We start from the raw sequence: 15,031 nt of genomic DNA on the forward strand, positions 1-15,031 counted from the left end.
CGCGCCGAAACACGAGCGTCCGATGCGGCATGCGCGCTCAGTGGATAGCGGCGCCGGCCGGCAGCACGGATTCGCCGGTGTCGATCAGGTCCTCGAGAAAGAACGGCTCGGTGTTGAGTTCTTTCGACTCGCCCGGCACGCCCGCGTACCAGGTCACCATGGCCATGTCGCCCAGAAGGCGCTGGACGATGCCGCGCGCGCCCTTGGGCACCGCGATATGGGTAGTGCAGACAATCGACCCGACATGCATGATGGTTCCCCACTCTTGAATCTTGAAACCCGGCCCACTGACGAGCCGGCAAATGCACGATCCGCGCCGCCCTCGGCGGGGTGTTGCGCATGATCCCATTGTTCCCGGTTTATCGAAGCGCGAAAAGAAGAAGAAGCGGGCGAAGTGCCGCGAATTCGTCGAATGTCTCCAATCAACCACTGCGTCGCGCGTGCGCTTGCACGGGCGGATACCCCCATCATACCCTGTCGAATGTGACTGTCCGCCGAATCGCGCCGGCCATGCGATACGCGCTCGAATTATCAGATGCTCGCGCTCGATGGCGTGCCCGCAGTCGGCATGGCTGCGCCGGCGCGAACGCAGCGCCACCGCATGACGTTCGCGCACGCAGCCGCGCCTTTGCGCAGACAGTTGCGCCGGATGGCCGCCTTGCGGTACCGTTGAAGCTCATTCGCGTTCAAGCGCATTTCGACACGATGCATCCGTTCACGTCCGCACTCGCTCAATCCCGGCCGCAGTTCGACTCGCGGCCGCAGGCGTGCGCGCATCCGTCGGTCCTTCCTCCTCCTGTCGCACCGCCGCGCGTCGGCGCCGCGCCGCCCCCGCCGGCGGCACGCGTCGGCTGACCAGCCGGCTTTCGCTTTTTCGTTTTCCATTCGCCCGTTTGCAGCCGTTCGTGCGTCGTCACGCACGGCGCGTTGCCGCGCGCGACATGGAACGTATCGATCCGTTCGACAGGTGGATTCACATGGTTTCGTTCAAACGCGCGCTCGCCGCGCATGGCGTGACGTCGCTCTTCGTGCTGCTGTGGAGCAGCGGCGCGATCTTCGCTGAACTCGGTCTGCGTCACGCATCCGCGTTCGTCTTTCTCACCGCACGTTTCGCGCTCGCGTCACTCGTGCTGCTCGTCCTCGCCGTCATGCGCGGCCGCTGGCTGCCGCCGCGCGGCGAGCGGCGCATGGCCGCGCTGACCGGCCTGCTGATGATGGGCGGCTATTCGATCTTCTACCTGCTCGCGCTCGATCAGGGGATCGCACCGGGCGTGCTCGCGACGATCCTCGGCGTGCAGCCGATCGTCACGCTCGCGATGGTCGAGCGGCGCTGGCAACCGATACGCGTCGCGGGGCTCGCGCTGTCGCTGGCCGGCCTCGCGCTCGTCGTGTGCCGCGGCGTGGGCGGCGCCGGCCTGCCGATCATGGGCGTCGCCTGCGCGCTCACGGCGCTCGCCGCGCTGACCGTCGGCTCGCTGCTGCAAAAGCGCGTACGTGCGGCGCCCGGCGACGTGCTGCCGCTGCAGAACGCGATCGGCCTCGCGCTGTGCGTGGCGATCCTGCCGTTCCGGCCCATCGCGTTCGATGCGAGCTGGGCGTTCGTCGTGCCGCTGCTGTGGCTCGGCATCGTGATCTCGGTGGTCGCGCAGTTGCTGTTCTACCGGTTGATGCAGCGCGGCGATCTCGTCAACGTGACGAGCCTGTTCTATCTCGTGCCCGTCGTCACCACGCTGATGGACGCGGTCTGGCTCGGTAACCGGCCGGCGCCGCTCGCGCTCGCCGGCATGGCGGCGATCGTCGCGGGGCTCGTGCTCGTGTTCCGCACACCGACCGCTCGCGCGCAACCCGAGCGCGCGTAAGCGGACGGCCGCCACACCCGCGAGTGCGGCGGCCGTATCGAACACGTACGACGTTTCGGCGCAAACGGAAAGGAGCCGGAAAGCCATGCGCAAGGCATTCGTCTGATTCCACGGGGAAATGCAGAATTCCCGGGGTTTTCCGCATACTTTTAATGGTTCGGATAGCGAAAAACGCTGCGCGGTTGCCTATACTCGAACTGTCGGCCCCCTCGCAATCGGTCCGGCACACATTAGAAATGCCCGGCATGGGGCGGGTACAGGCGCGTACGCCTGCGCCGGCCGACTATGGAGACACGCATGACGACCTATTTCACGATCGGCGACTTCATCCTGTTGATTCCGATGGCGCTGGCCGGCGCGCTATTTCTCGGCGCGGTGCCGTGCGCGACCCAATTCCGTCACAACCTGCTGCGCGTGCTCGGCGTGATGCTCGGCGTCGGCGTTGCGGTATTGCTCGTCGAAGGCCTTCCCGCACTGCTGTAGCCACGCGTTCGCGCGCCGGTCACATCGCTGCAGCGACGTGACGGCTTGCTTGCGTGCACCGCGATTACGGGATGCGATCGTTCGCATCCCGTATCGACTGTCCTCGCTACGTCAGATCGCCTGATCGGTGGACGGCTTTTCCCACAGATTGATGCCGCCTTCGGTCGCATGACGATCGATCTCCGCGAGTTCGTCGGCCGAGAATTCGAGGTTCTTCAGCGCGCCGACGTTTTCACGCACCTGCTCCGCACGGCTCGCGCCGATCAGCGCCGACGTCACGCGGCCATTGCGCAACACCCACGCGAGCGCCATCTGCGCGAGGCTTTGTCCGCGCCGCTGCGCGATGCCGTTGAGCTCGCGCACGTGCTCGAGGTTGTCCGCGCTCAGGTGATCCTGTTTCAGCGAACCGCCGCCCGGCTTGTTGACCCGCGCATCGGCCGGCACGCCGTTCAGGTACTTCGACGTCAGCAGCCCCTGCGCGAGCGGCGTGAACGCGATGCTGCCCGTGCCGATCTCGTCGAGCGTCCCGAGCAGATCCTGCTCGATCCAGCGGTTCAGCATGTTGTACGAAGGCTGGTGGATCAGCAGCGGCACCTGGTATTGCGCGAGCAGTTCGGCCATCTCGCGCGTCTTCGCGGCCGAGTACGACGAGATGCCGATGTACAGCGCCTTGCCCTGCCGCACGGCCGACGCGAGCGCGCCGGCCGTTTCCTCGAGCGGCGTGTGCGCGTCGAAGCGATGCGAATAGAAGATGTCGACGTAGTCGAGGCCCATCCGCTGCAGGCTCTGGTCGAGGCTCGCGAGCACGTACTTGCGCGACCCGCCACCGCTGCCGTACGGCCCCGGCCACATGTCCCAGCCGGCCTTCGTCGAGATCAGCAGTTCGTCGCGGTACGGCCGGAAATCTTCCTTCAGCAGGCGGCCGAAATTGGTTTCGGCGCTGCCGTACGGCGGCCCGTAGTTGTTCGCCAGGTCGAAGTGATTGATGCCGAGGTCGAACGCGGTGCGCAGGATGTCGCGCTGCGTGTCGATCGGCGTCGAGTCGCCGAAGTTGTGCCACAGGCCGAGCGACAGGGCGGGCAGTTTGAGCCCGGATTTGCCGCAGGTGCGGTATTGCATGTCGGCATAACGTTCGGAAGCTGCTTCATAGGCCATGGGTCGGTTCCGTCAGGACGTCGGGGGAAGGGACGCGCGCCGCACGCGAGCATCGCGCGCCGGCGGCGAAGGAAACAACGACGGCTATGGTAGCGAACGCGGCGCGAGCCTGCACGGCAATGGACGCGACCGCGCGCGTCGCCTACACTGCGGCGTCTCGAATCACCGTTACAGCGAGGTTGGTATGTCCCGGGTCATCTCGGTTGCACTGCTCGTCGGCGGCGTCGTGCTGCTGTATTTCGGCGGCCAGTCGTTCCATTCGATCAACGACAACATGTCGCGCTTCTTCACCGGCTCGCCCGCCACGAAGACGATCCTGCTGATCGCCGGCGGCGCCGTCGCTTCGCTGATCGGCCTGATCGGCCTCGCGATGCCGGGCAACAAGCGCTGATCGGGGAGCCGCGCGGCTCGCGACGACTCGCGGTGCGCGAGCGGTTCAAAACGCAACGGGCGGCCCAGGCCGCCCGTTTCTTCATCCGCCCGCGCGGCCGCAACGCCGCAACGCCGCAGCGCCGCAGCGGGCGACCGGCTGCGGGCGACCGGCACGGCGGCATCGCCGTGCGAACCGCTGCTAGAACTGCACTTCCGGCTTCGTCGCCGAACGGGTGCCCGGCACCGGCCGGTTGCTCACCCCGTGATACGTGTAGACGAGCGAGAACTTCACCTGGTCGGAGCGGTTCTGCCCCGCCGAATGCAGCGTGTTGCAGTGGAAGAACACGACGTCGCCCGTCTGGAGCGGCGGGCAGGTTGCCGCATCGATCATCTTGCGGTTCCCCGGCAGGTCGCTGCGGAAGAACTTCGCGTCGTCGAACGCTTCCGGCCCGAATTCGGCCGTGTGCGACCCGGGCACCAGCCAGAGCGCGCCGTTTTCATTCGTTTCCGGCCCGAGCGCGAGCCACACCGACACCATGTCCGCGCGTTCGAACGACCAGTAGCGGAAGTCGCGATGCCAGCCCGTCAGGCTCCCGTACGCGGGATGCTTCGTCATCATGCAGTTGTGATGCGTGCGCGACAGCACCGGCTGCTCGCCGAAGTACTCGCGCATCCACGCGCCGATTTCGGGCGCGATCGCGCGCTCGGCGAACGCCGGATCGCGCCCATAGGCGTCCAGCAGCCGCCGCACCGTGTGCCCGCCCGGCGCGTGCTTGGACTCGGGCGCGCCCGGGTAGCGCAAATCCGCCTCGAACTCGATCGGCTCCGCCGCTTCCTGCAACTGGCGCTCCGCGATGCGCTTGAGCGCCGCGCACTGCGCTTCGCCGACGAGGCCGCGCGCGACGACGAAACCACGTTCGCGCAATTCCGCGACTTGCGCGCGGATCGATTCCGACTGCAATGAAGACGACATGGGATGCCAGACGTTTATTGTGTGAATTTGACGATTGTAAATCGGCGCCGGATACCGCGAACAGCGCCATTGTCGTGCGCAGGGGCATGCCAATCGCGGATTTGATCGCGATCAAGGGAACTGTACGGCGCGGCGCGAGCCTCAGCGACAGGCGGTATGCGGCGACTCGCTTGCGGCACAAGGGTTTATCGCGACTTTTGCGCGTCATGAAACCCTTGTAGCCTGTCGCGGCCTGTCAATTCTGGCGGGCGCGGCGCGCAACGACTTTCGGTAAGATCCGTTGCGTCATCCGAGGCCGTTCATACCAGTGCGCTCTTCAAGGGCGCCATCCATACAAGCGAAGCATCGTTCACATGCCATTCCGTCTGACTTCCCGTTTCAACCGCGCTGCGAAGCGCGTCGTGCCGTCCGCTCCCGCCCGCTCGCTGCGCCATCACCGCGCCCGCACGCAGGCGCTCGCCAGGCACACGCACGCGCACAGCCGGCTGGACGGCATCCGTGCGTGGTTCCACGCATTCCTCTCGATGATGAGCGCGCAGGCGTTCGCACGCCGCGCCGGCCTGCGTTCGCTGCTGCAGAAGCCGTCGTCGCTGCGCGCGCTCGCGCTGCGCCGCACGCTCGGCCCGCAGCGCCGCATCAACCGTCCGCGCCGCCTCGCGGCCAGCAATGGGTGGTTCGGTTTCAGTGCACGCTGAAACCGCGCCGGCGGGCAGTGCCCGCCGCGATCGCCGTCATTTCGCCGGCACTCGACACGCATAAAAAAACCCCGGCATGCCGGGGTTTTTCGTTTCAGGCGGGACGCCGCTTACGCGACGCGTGCCGTCGGCTCCACGCCGGCCGCTTCGGCCAGCACGAGTGCCTTGTCGGTTGCTTCCCACGAGAATTCCGGCTCTTCGCGGCCGAAGTGGCCGTAAGCTGCCGTCTTCTCGTAGATCGGGCGCAGCAGGTCGAGCATCTTGATGATGCCCTTCGGACGCAGGTCGAAATGCTCGCGCACGAGCTTCGTGATCACGGCATCCGACACGCGGCCCGTGCCGAACGTGTTGACCATCACCGAGGTCGGCTCGGCGACGCCGATCGCGTACGACACCTGGATCAGCGCGCGCGATGCAAGGCCTGCCGCGACGATGTTCTTCGCGACGTAGCGGCCGGCATACGCTGCCGAACGGTCGACCTTCGACGGATCCTTGCCCGAGAACGCGCCGCCGCCGTGCGGTGCGGCACCGCCGTACGTGTCGACGATGATCTTGCGGCCCGTCAGGCCGCAGTCACCCTGCGGGCCGCCGATCACGAACCGGCCGGTCGGGTTCACGAGGAACTTGATGTCGCCCTTGATCAGGTCGGCCGGCAGCGTCGGCTTGATGATTTCCTCGATCACGGCTTCGCGCAGCGCCGGCAGTTCGATGTCCGGTGCGTGCTGCGTCGACAGCACGACGGTGTCGATCGAATCCGGGCGGCCGTCGACGTAGCGAACCGTCACCTGCGACTTCGCGTCCGGACGCAGCCACGGCAGGCGGCCGTCACGGCGCAGGCTGGCCTGGCGCTCGACGAGGCGGTGCGACAGGTAGATCGGCAGCGGCATCAGTTCCGGCGTTTCGTCGCATGCGTAACCGAACATCAGGCCCTGGTCGCCCGCGCCTTGATCGAGGTTGTCGTCATGGGCGCGATCGACGCCTTGCGCGATGTCGGGCGACTGCTTGTCGTACGCGACGAGCACCGCGCAACCCTTGTAGTCGATGCCGTAGTCGGTGTTGTCGTAGCCGATGCGCTTGATCGTGTCGCGCGCGATCTGGATGTAATCGATGTTCGCCGTCGTGGTGATTTCACCGGCCAGGACGACGAGACCCGTGTTGCACAGCGTTTCGGCCGCAACGCGGGAATATTTGTCCTGCTCGAGGATGGCGTCGAGAATCGCGTCCGAGATCTGGTCCGCGACTTTGTCCGGATGGCCTTCGGAGACGGATTCGGACGTGAAGAGATAATCGTTTGCCACTTTTTCAGGCTCCTGTGTGGTTACGGTTGGTTTCACGTAGCCAGCTTCGTTGGGCCTGAAGCGGCGACGCTTTAGCGGATTACCAGGACCGGGCAGCGCGCTTCGCGCCAGCCGGCTTCGCCCCGCAAGTTGTCAGTTAACTCGGCGAAGCCCGTATTATAGCGACTTTCGTGAATTGTCACAGAGCGCCGCCCGTGCTGTATCGCCCGCTGTCCTCCCCCCCTGTTCGCAACGTGCCGGCCAGCCGGCCCCACGGAGATTCCGCATGCTAGGCCGCCTCGGCACGCATCTCGCCATCGGCTTTCTGAAGCTGCTCGCCCTGCTGCCGTACGGTGTGACCGCGCGCTTCGGCGATGGCCTCGGCTGGCTGCTGTACCAGATTCCCAGCCGGCGAAAGCGCATCGTACATACCAATCTGAAACTCTGCTTCCCCGACTGGAGCGACGAACGGCGCGAGGAAGTGGCCGGCCAGCATTTCCGCCATGCGATCCGCAGCTACGTCGAGCGCAGCTATCAGTGGTTCGCGTCGGAAGAGGCCTACCGCAAGCTGTTCACGATCGACAGCGAGATCGACCTGAGCGATCCGGACATGCCGCCCACGCTCCTGCTCGGTCTCCATTTCGTCGGCATCGAGGCCGGCTCGATGGCGCTCAATCTCGCGCTCGACCGGCCGTGCGGCTCGCTCTACACGCCGATGAAGAACCCGGAAATCGACGCCGCCGCCAAAGCCGGCCGCAGCCGCTTCGGTGCGGAACTGGCGGGCCGCGCGGACAGCGCGCGCATCGTGCTGCGCTGGCTGCGCGACCGCAAGCCCGTGATGCTGGGCGCCGACATGGACTACGGGCTGCGCAACTCGACGTTCGTGCCCTTCTTCGGCGTGCCGGCCTGCACGCTGACGGCCGTCGGCCGGCTCGCGAAGACGGGCCGCGCGCAGGTCGTGCCGTTCATCGGCGAGGTGCTGCCGAACTACAAGGGCTACCGGCTGAAGGTGTTCAAGCCGTGGGACCACTACCCGACCGGCGACGACGATCTCGACGCGCGGCGGATGAACGAATTCCTCGAGCAACAGATCCCGCTGATGCCCGAGCAGTACTACTGGGTTCACAAGCGCTTCAAGACGCGCCCGCCCGGCGAGCCGAGCCTGTACTGACCCTGCCGGGCGACCGCGAGCGTGCCGTCATGCGCTCGCCGGCCTCCGCAAGCCCCGCTTTGAGACGCAGCGCGATTTCCGGCGCGATGCCGGCATGGCCGTGCAGGACGCCCCTGTCCGCTGCATGTATCATTTGCGGCTGAGATCAGCACGACGAACGACGCCGCCCGGCATGCCCGCCGGCCATTCGCGTCGTGCTGGCCGCCTTGTTCGTCATGGAATTCCGGACCCAGTGAAACTCTCGTTCACCAAGATGCACGGCGCGGGCAACGACTTCGTCGTGCTCGACGGCTATTCGCGTGCGTTGCCGCCGCTCACCGAAGCGCAGGTGCGTGCGCTCGCCAACCGGCACTTCGGCATCGGCGCCGACCAGTTGCTGCTCGTCGAAAAGCCGACCGTCGACGGCGCGGATTTCAAGTACCGGATCTTCAATTGCGACGGCGGCGAGGTCGAACACTGCGGCAACGGCGCACGCTGCTTCGTGAAGTTCGTCAGCGACCGCGGGCTGACCGACAAGCGCAGCGTGCGCGTGCAGGTCATGAAGGGCCTGATCACGCTGACGCTGCAGGACAACGGCGAAGTCGTCGTCGACATGGGCGCGCCCGTGTTCGCGCCGGCGCAGGTGCCCTTTGATGCGTCGGGCCTCGACGGCCGCGCCGAAGGCCGCGACACGCTGTGGCCGCTGGACGTCGGCGGCGCGACGCGCTGGATTTCGGCGGTGTCGATGGGCAATCCGCATGCGGTGCAGGTCGTTGACGATGTCGAAGCGTATCCGGTGCTGGAAGAAGGCCCGCTGATCGAGCGCCACGCACGCTTCCCGCAGCGCGTGAACGCCGGCTTCATGCAGATCGTGTCGCGCCACGAAGTGAAGCTGCGCGTGTACGAACGCGGCGCAGGCGAGACGCTCGCGTGCGGCACGGGCGCGTGCGCGGCGGTCGCGGCCGGCATCCGGCGCGGCCTGCTGGATTCGCCCGTGACCGTCCATACGCACGGCGGCACGCTGACGATCGGCTGGGACGGCGCGCGCGACGAAGCCGCCGCGCTGATGATGGCCGGGCCCGCCGCGACCGTGTTCGAAGGCGAGATCGACCTCACCGCCTGACCCTGCAACGTCCTTGATAACTGAACGCTCCAGCCACATGAACGATCGCGAAGTCGCCGACTACCTGCTCGCCAATCCCGAATTCTTCGCGCAGCATGCCGAACTGCTCGCGACGATCCGCCTCGCGAACCCGCACGGCAAGGCCGCGATCTCGCTGCAGGAGCGGCAGATGGAGATGCTGCGCGACAAGAACAAGCATCTCGAGCGCCGGCTCGCCGAGCTCGTGCGCTACGGCCACGAGAACGACAGCCTGTCCGCGAAGTTCAGCCGCTGGACCGCGCGCGTGATCGCGGAACGCGACCCGTACGCGCTGCCGCGCACGATCGCCGAAGGCATCGCCGACGTGTTCGACGTGCCGCAAACCGCGCTGCGCGTGTGGGACGTCGCCGACACCTACGCGCAGGCCGATTTCGCGCGCCAGGTCGGCGAGGAAGTGCGGCTGTTCACGAACGGGCTGTCGACGCCGTACTGCGGCGCGAACACCGGTTTCGAGGCCGCCCAGTGGCTCGCGCCCGCGCTCGCGGCACCGGCCGCGAATGCGGCGGAAGGCGCCGAAGCCGCGCCGGCCGGCGACGGCGCGGCCACGTCGGTCGCGCTGCTCGCGCTGCGCGCGCCGCTCGCCGGCACCGATGCGCCCGCGTTCGGCCTGCTCGTGCTCGGCTCGCCCGACCCGCGCCGCTTCCACGACGGAATGGCGACCGACTTCCTCGCGCAGATCGCGACGCTTGCGAGCGCCGCGCTCACGCGCCTGCTGCCGCACTGATGTCGCGCCCGCGATGACCGACGATCCGATCGCCGCCTACCTGTCGAACCTGAAGCACGTCAGGCAGCTGTCGGAACACACGCTGCGTGCGTACACGCATGAACTCGACGAACTGAAGAAGCTCGCCGCCGGTCGCCCGCTCGACACGCTGACGGCCGTCGACATGCGCGGCGCGGTCGCGCGCGCGCATGCGGGCGGATTGTCGGCGCGCTCGATCTCGCACCGGCTGTCCGCCTGGCGCGCGTTCTACCGCTGGCTCGCGCAGCACATCGAGATGCCCGCGAACCCGGTCGCCGCCGTGCGCGCGCCGAAGCGCCCGAAAACCTTGCCGAAAGCGCTGTCGGTCGACGACGCCTCGGCGCTGATGGACGCGCCGCTCGCCGGCACGACCGAAGGCATCCGCGATCACGCGATCCTCGAGCTGTTCTATTCGTCGGGGCTGCGCCTCGCCGAACTGGTCGGGCTCGACGTCATGTACACGCAGGCCGACGGCTACCGCTCGGCCGGCTGGCTCGATCTCGCCGAAGCCGAAGTCACCGTGCGCGGCAAGGGCAACAAGGAACGCAAGGTGCCGGTCGGCCGCAAGGCGATCGATGCGCTGAACGCGTGGCTCGCGGTGCGCGGCGAATTCGTGAAGCACGACCCGCATCCGCTGTTCGTGTCCGTGCGCGGCAACCGGATGGCGCCGGGCGTCGTGCGCGACCGCGTGAAGCGCGCGGCGCTCGCCGCGGGCATCCCCGCCAACGTCCACCCGCACGTGCTGCGCCATTCGTTCGCGACGCACGTGCTGCAGTCGAGCGGCGACTTGCGCGCGGTGCAGGAACTGCTTGGCCACGCGAGCATCTCCGCGACGCAGGTCTACACGTCGCTCGACTTCCAGCACCTCGCGAAGATTTACGACAGCGCGCATCCGCGCGCGAAGAAGCGCGACTGACGCGCGTCCCGTGTTACCCGCCGCGCGCGGCGGCCGGCCACGGCCGGCGTCGCGCACGGCCCATTTCGATCTCATCATGCAAACCGTCACCCTCAAGCCGTCCAAGGAAAAATCGCTGCTGCGCCGCCATCCGTGGATCTACGCCAATGCGATCGACCGCGTCGACGGCAAGCCCGCGCCCGGCGCGACGGTCATCGTGCGCACGCACGACGGCCGCTTCCTCGCGCGCGGCGCGTACAGCCCGCAGTCGCAGATCCGCGTGCGCGTGTGGAGCTTCGACGAGAACGAGCCGATCGATCACGCATTCTTCAAGCGCCGCGTGCAGCGCGCGGTCGCGCACCGTACGACGATGGTGTCGGGCACGGGCGCGGTGCGGCTCGTGTTCGGCGAGGCCGATGGGCTGCCGGGGCTGATCGTCGACTACTACATCGCGGACACGGCCGAAGCCGGCGCCGCGCCGCGCGGCCAGCTCGTCTGCCAGTTCATGGCCGCGGGCGTCGAAGCATGGAAGGACGCGATCGTCGCGGCGCTCGCCGGCGCGACCGGCTGCCCGAACGTGTACGAGCGCTCGGACGTGTCGATCCGCGACAAGGAAGGGCTCGAACAGACGACCGGCGTGCTGGCGGGCGATGCGCCGCCCGCGACGCTGATCGCGAACGAAAACGGCGTGCGTTATCACGTCGACGTGCCGAACGGCCACAAGACGGGCTTCTACGTCGACCAGCGCGACAACCGCGCGCTGGTCGCGCAGTACGCGGCCGGGCGCGACGTGCTGAACTGCTTCTGCTACACGGGCGGCTTCTCGCTCGCGGCGCTCAAGGGCGGCGCGAAACGCGTCGTGTCGATCGACTCGTCGGGCGATGCGCTCGCGCTCGCGCAGCAGAACGTCGTGGCCAACGGCTTCGACGCCGAACGCGCGACCTGGCTCGACGCCGATGCATTCAAGACGCTGCGCCGCCTCGTCGACGAAGGCGAGCGTTTCGACCTGATCGTGCTCGATCCGCCGAAGTTCGCGCCGACCCGCGACAGCGTCGATCGCGCGGCGCGCGCCTACAAGGACATCAACCTGAGCGGCTTCAGGCTGCTGCGCCCGGGCGGCCTGCTGTTCACGTACTCGTGCTCGGGCGCGATCGACATGGACCTGTTCCAGAAGATCGTCGCGGGCGCGGCGGCCGATGCGAAGGTCGACGCGCGCATCCTGAAGCGGCTCGGCGCGGGCGTCGACCACCCGCTGCTCGCCGCGTTCCCGGAGGGCGAATATCTGAAGGGCCTGCTGTTGCAAATCGTCTGATCGCCCCGATCTTGGCGGACAACCCGGCACGCCAGCCCGATCTGGCGGGCCAGCGCTTTCGCCTGTCGTCCGGACGACGGGCGGGGGCTTGACAGGTATGTTTCAATGGATGGTTGTGCGCCCCCGCTCGCAGCGGGCGGCGCGACGCACATCCTGGTTTTGACCCCGATTCACGAACCACAGGCGACCGACATGGCCACTCCCGTCACCATCCTCACCGGCTTCCTCGGCAGCGGCAAGACGACGCTGCTCAAGCGCATCCTGAACGAACAGCACGGCATGAAGATCGCCGTGATCGAGAACGAGTTCGGCGAAGAGAACATCGACAACGAGATCCTCGTGCAGGACTCGAACGAGCAGATCATCCAGATGAGCAACGGCTGCATCTGCTGCACGATCCGCGGCGACCTCGCCCGCGCGCTCGGCGATCTGGCCGCGAAAAAGCGCGAAGGCAAGCTCGACTTCGACCGCATCGTGATCGAAACCACCGGCCTCGCGAACCCGGGCCCCGTCGCGCAGACCTTCTTCATCGACAGCGAAATCGCCGACGACTTCCTGCTGGATGCGGTCATCACGCTCGTCGACGCGAAGCACGCGAACGCGCAGCTCGACGAACACGAAGTCGTGCAGCGCCAGGTCGGCTTCGCCGATCGCCTGTTCATCACGAAGTCGGACCTCGTCGACGACCAGACCGTCGCCGGTCTCAAGCACCGCCTGATGCACATGAACCCGAAGGCGACGATCAAGATCGTCAACTTCGGCGAAGCCGACATCAAGGAAATCTTCGACCTGCGCGGCTTCAACCTGAACGCGAAGCTCGAGATCGACCCGGATTTCCTCGCCGAGGACGACCACGCGCACGCTCACCACGATCACGGCCATGATCACGATCACGCCGATTGCGACCACGATCACGGCCAATGCGCGCACGATCACGACCACGGTCATCACCACCACCACGCGCACCACGACGACAAGATCAAGTCGTTCGTGTATCGCAACGACCGCCCGTTCGACCCGAACAAGCTGGAAGACTTCCTCGGCGGGATCCTGCAGATCTACGGCGAACGGATGCTGCGCTACAAGGGCGTGCTGTACATGAAGGGCGTCGATCGCAAGGTCGTGTTCCAGGGTGTGCACCAGATGATGGGCAGCGACCTCGCCGCGAAGTGGCTGCCGGTCGAGAAGAAGACCAACAAGATGGTGTTCATCGGCGTCGATCTGCCGCAGGACCTGATCACCGACGGCCTCGACGCCTGCCTCGCCTGAGCGTTCAGGCCCCCGGCATCGGGTGCCTTCCGCGCGGCCGCCTTCAGGGGCGGCCGCGGTGCTTGGCGGGCGCCTTGCGCGGCAAGGGTTTCACCGTCATCGCTTTTTCGCGATTTGCGCGTTATATTTTCTAGATATTGGCGCAGCCGACGGGGATCGACCCGATACGGCGCCCGCTTGCGATTCAGTTACAATACGTGCCCGCTGGAGTACGGCAATAACAGGTCCGGTTCTTGCTGAACCAATACCGGGCGTCGCAACCGCGCCGGATCGCCCATCCGCCACCCGGCCGCGGCCGATGCGATTTGCCGCGCAGCACCGGTTCGCCGCGCGCAAATCAGCGCCAGGCCTGTCCTGGTATTTGAGAACCGGTTTTCCAGAGGCTTTCGGCCCCGCGGCGGCAGATCGCAAATGATTGCAAGCGCGGTTGCGGGTAATCCCAAAGTGCAGGCAATATCTCCTGATTTGCCGCACATTGAAGAAGCAAGCAGATGACGAAGAAACTCTTGACCGAAGCCGAAATCCTGAAGATGAGCGACAAGGATTACATGAATGAGGATCAGCTCGCCTTCTTCAAAAATCGGCTCGAACAGTTGCAGGCGGACATCCTCAAGAATGCCGGCCAGACGACCGAGAATCTGCGCGAGACGGTGATCGTGCCCGACCCCGCCGATCGCGCGACGATCGAGGAAGAGCACGCGCTCGAGCTGCGTACGCGCGATCGCGAACGCAAGCTCCTCAAGAAGGTTCAGCAGTCGCTCGCCCGCATCGATTCCGGCGATTACGGCTGGTGCGAGGAAACCGGCGAGCCGATCGGCATCCCGCGCCTGCTCGCGCGTCCGACGGCCACGCTGTCGCTCGAGGCGCAAGAGCGCCGCGAGCTGCGCCAGAAGCTGTTCGGCGACTGATCGAGCGGCGTTCCGCTCTGACACGCTGCTTCCCGGAAGCGCGCGGCCTGCCGCGCGCTTTTTGTTTTTCCGGCGCCGGCTCCCGGCCGGCCGATTTGCCCCTTCCACCTCTTGATATCCCGGCGCCCGCCCTAAAATGAAACGGACGCGCGCCGGGCCGCTCCCCGGCGCACTGCGATTCACGCGGCGGCGCCTCGCGCCGCCCGACTCTTCCCCGTTTTTCTCAAGGAACGCAGATGGAGCAATTTCACGGCACGACCATCGTTTCGGTCCGGCGCGGCGACAAGGTCGCGCTCGGCGGCGACGGCCAGGTAACCCTCGGCAACATCGTCATGAAGGGTGGCGCGCGGAAAGTGCGGCGGATCTACAACAACCAGGTTCTGGTCGGATTCGCGGGCGGCACCGCCGATGCGTTCTCGCTGCTCGATCGCTTCGAGGCGAAGCTCGAGAAGCACCAGGGCAATCTGACCCGCGCGGCCGTCGAGCTCGCGAAGGACTGGCGCACCGACCGGATGCTGCGCCGCCTCGAGGCGATGCTGATCACGGCCGATGCCACCACCACGCTCGTGATCACCGGCAACGGCGACGTGCTCGACCCGGAAGGCGGCATCTGCGCGATCGGCTCGGGCGGTGCGTACGCGCAGGCCGCGGCCCGCGCGCTCGCGGAGAACACCGAGCTGTCCCCGCGCGAAATCGTCGAGAAGTCGCTCGAGATCGCCGGCGACATGTGCATCTACACGAACCACAACCGCATCATCGAAACGATCGAGTAAGGACCG

At 66.8% G+C, this 15,031-nt stretch carries 16 protein-coding genes; 12 read left to right on the forward strand and 4 right to left on the reverse strand.

The genetic code is table 11. The annotated features are described in order from the left end of the window. Positions 1-37 precede the first annotated feature (37 nt). Positions 38-250, reverse strand: coding sequence for a hypothetical protein (locus FFI87_RS16180; protein ID WP_006753011.1), 213 nt, complete (start codon positions 248-250; stop codon positions 38-40). Positions 251-977: 727 nt separating this feature from the next. Between FFI87_RS16180 and FFI87_RS16190 the strand changes: the two genes are divergently transcribed. Continuing rightward, positions 978-1,859: a DMT family transporter gene (locus FFI87_RS16190; RefSeq protein WP_138846996.1), complete on the forward strand. Its 882-nt coding sequence runs from the start codon at positions 978-980 to the stop codon at positions 1,857-1,859. A gap of 297 nt (positions 1,860-2,156) precedes the next feature. Then, complete coding sequence (locus FFI87_RS16195) at positions 2,157-2,342, forward strand: hypothetical protein (protein WP_011658187.1); 186 nt, start codon at positions 2,157-2,159, stop codon at positions 2,340-2,342. Positions 2,343-2,453: 111 nt separating this feature from the next. Here the strand turns inward: FFI87_RS16195 and mgrA are convergent, their stop codons facing one another. Continuing rightward, on the reverse strand, positions 2,454-3,497 hold the full coding sequence (mgrA, locus tag FFI87_RS16200) for an L-glyceraldehyde 3-phosphate reductase (protein ID WP_138846995.1): 1,044 nt from the start codon (positions 3,495-3,497) through the stop codon (positions 2,454-2,456). 184 nt (positions 3,498-3,681) lie between these two features. Here mgrA and FFI87_RS16205 point away from each other — a divergent pair, with 184 nt between their 5' ends. Continuing rightward, entirely contained in the window at positions 3,682-3,888 is a 207-nt protein-coding gene (locus FFI87_RS16205) for a DUF3185 family protein (protein ID WP_006753007.1), read from the forward strand. Between the two features lie 180 nt (positions 3,889-4,068). On the opposite strand, the gene FFI87_RS16210 is transcribed toward FFI87_RS16205, so the two are convergent. Next, complete coding sequence (locus FFI87_RS16210; protein WP_012364943.1) at positions 4,069-4,842, reverse strand: phytanoyl-CoA dioxygenase family protein; 774 nt, start codon at positions 4,840-4,842, stop codon at positions 4,069-4,071. A 353-nt stretch (positions 4,843-5,195) separates the two neighbouring features. On the opposite strand from FFI87_RS16210, the gene FFI87_RS16215 reads away from it, so the two are divergent. Continuing rightward, on the forward strand, positions 5,196-5,537 hold the full coding sequence (locus FFI87_RS16215; protein WP_138846994.1) for a hypothetical protein: 342 nt from the start codon (positions 5,196-5,198) through the stop codon (positions 5,535-5,537). A gap of 110 nt (positions 5,538-5,647) precedes the next feature. Here FFI87_RS16215 and metK read toward each other — a convergent pair whose 3' ends face one another. After that, positions 5,648-6,835 (reverse strand): methionine adenosyltransferase, encoded by a 1,188-nt coding sequence (gene metK, locus FFI87_RS16220; RefSeq protein WP_006753004.1) that lies wholly within the window; start codon positions 6,833-6,835, stop codon positions 5,648-5,650. A 265-nt stretch (positions 6,836-7,100) separates the two neighbouring features. Here metK and FFI87_RS16225 point away from each other — a divergent pair, with 265 nt between their 5' ends. The 8 genes from FFI87_RS16225 (at position 7,101) to hslV (ending at position 15,025) form a co-directional block, all read left to right on the forward strand. Then, positions 7,101-7,985, forward strand: coding sequence for a lipid A biosynthesis lauroyl acyltransferase (locus FFI87_RS16225; RefSeq protein WP_126228712.1), 885 nt, complete (start codon positions 7,101-7,103; stop codon positions 7,983-7,985). A 232-nt stretch (positions 7,986-8,217) separates the two neighbouring features. Continuing rightward, positions 8,218-9,087 carry a diaminopimelate epimerase gene (dapF, locus tag FFI87_RS16230; RefSeq protein WP_041489869.1) on the forward strand — a complete coding sequence of 290 codons (870 nt, stop codon included), beginning with the start codon at positions 8,218-8,220 and terminating at the stop codon, positions 9,085-9,087. A gap of 37 nt (positions 9,088-9,124) precedes the next feature. Beyond that, the gene (locus tag FFI87_RS16235) at positions 9,125-9,850 is read left to right on the forward strand and encodes a DUF484 family protein (RefSeq protein ID WP_012364946.1); all 726 of its coding nucleotides are present in this window, start codon (positions 9,125-9,127) and stop codon (positions 9,848-9,850) included. A gap of 13 nt (positions 9,851-9,863) precedes the next feature. Next, complete coding sequence (gene xerC / locus FFI87_RS16240; protein WP_138846993.1) at positions 9,864-10,784, forward strand: tyrosine recombinase XerC; 921 nt, start codon at positions 9,864-9,866, stop codon at positions 10,782-10,784. A gap of 76 nt (positions 10,785-10,860) precedes the next feature. Continuing rightward, entirely contained in the window at positions 10,861-12,075 is a 1,215-nt protein-coding gene (locus FFI87_RS16245) for a class I SAM-dependent rRNA methyltransferase (protein WP_138846992.1), read from the forward strand. Between the two features lie 192 nt (positions 12,076-12,267). Further along, positions 12,268-13,344, forward strand: coding sequence for a CobW family GTP-binding protein (locus FFI87_RS16250; RefSeq protein WP_041489870.1), 1,077 nt, complete (start codon positions 12,268-12,270; stop codon positions 13,342-13,344). Between the two features lie 491 nt (positions 13,345-13,835). Next, complete coding sequence (gene dksA, locus FFI87_RS16260) at positions 13,836-14,252, forward strand: RNA polymerase-binding protein DksA (protein WP_006477498.1); 417 nt, start codon at positions 13,836-13,838, stop codon at positions 14,250-14,252. Positions 14,253-14,488: 236 nt separating this feature from the next. Next, a complete protein-coding gene (gene hslV / locus FFI87_RS16265) occupies positions 14,489-15,025 on the forward strand; it encodes an ATP-dependent protease subunit HslV (protein ID WP_006760749.1) in 537 nt (178 codons plus the stop codon). Positions 15,026-15,031 lie beyond the last annotated feature (6 nt).

The organism is Burkholderia sp. KBS0801 (genome assembly GCF_005937855.2).
Lineage (GTDB): Bacteria > Pseudomonadota > Gammaproteobacteria > Burkholderiales > Burkholderiaceae > Burkholderia > Burkholderia ambifaria.

Bases quoted from the DNA above. Each gene is read 5' to 3' on its own strand.
- FFI87_RS16180 (WP_006753011.1), bottom strand. From the start codon at position 250: ATGCATGTCGGGTCGATTGTCTGCACTACCCATATCGCGGTGCCCAAG.
- FFI87_RS16190 (WP_138846996.1), top strand. From the start codon at position 978: ATGGTTTCGTTCAAACGCGCGCTCGCCGCGCATGGCGTGACGTCGCTC.
- FFI87_RS16195 (WP_011658187.1), top strand. From the start codon at position 2,157: ATGACGACCTATTTCACGATCGGCGACTTCATCCTGTTGATTCCGATG.
- mgrA (WP_138846995.1), bottom strand. From the start codon at position 3,497: ATGGCCTATGAAGCAGCTTCCGAACGTTATGCCGACATGCAATACCGC.
- FFI87_RS16205 (WP_006753007.1), top strand. From the start codon at position 3,682: ATGTCCCGGGTCATCTCGGTTGCACTGCTCGTCGGCGGCGTCGTGCTG.
- FFI87_RS16210 (WP_012364943.1), bottom strand. From the start codon at position 4,842: ATGTCGTCTTCATTGCAGTCGGAATCGATCCGCGCGCAAGTCGCGGAA.
- FFI87_RS16215 (WP_138846994.1), top strand. From the start codon at position 5,196: ATGCCATTCCGTCTGACTTCCCGTTTCAACCGCGCTGCGAAGCGCGTC.
- FFI87_RS16225 (WP_126228712.1), top strand. From the start codon at position 7,101: ATGCTAGGCCGCCTCGGCACGCATCTCGCCATCGGCTTTCTGAAGCTG.
- FFI87_RS16235 (WP_012364946.1), top strand. From the start codon at position 9,125: ATGAACGATCGCGAAGTCGCCGACTACCTGCTCGCCAATCCCGAATTC.
- xerC (WP_138846993.1), top strand. From the start codon at position 9,864: ATGACCGACGATCCGATCGCCGCCTACCTGTCGAACCTGAAGCACGTC.
- FFI87_RS16245 (WP_138846992.1), top strand. From the start codon at position 10,861: ATGCAAACCGTCACCCTCAAGCCGTCCAAGGAAAAATCGCTGCTGCGC.
- FFI87_RS16250 (WP_041489870.1), top strand. From the start codon at position 12,268: ATGGCCACTCCCGTCACCATCCTCACCGGCTTCCTCGGCAGCGGCAAG.
- dksA (WP_006477498.1), top strand. From the start codon at position 13,836: ATGACGAAGAAACTCTTGACCGAAGCCGAAATCCTGAAGATGAGCGAC.
- hslV (WP_006760749.1), top strand. From the start codon at position 14,489: ATGGAGCAATTTCACGGCACGACCATCGTTTCGGTCCGGCGCGGCGAC.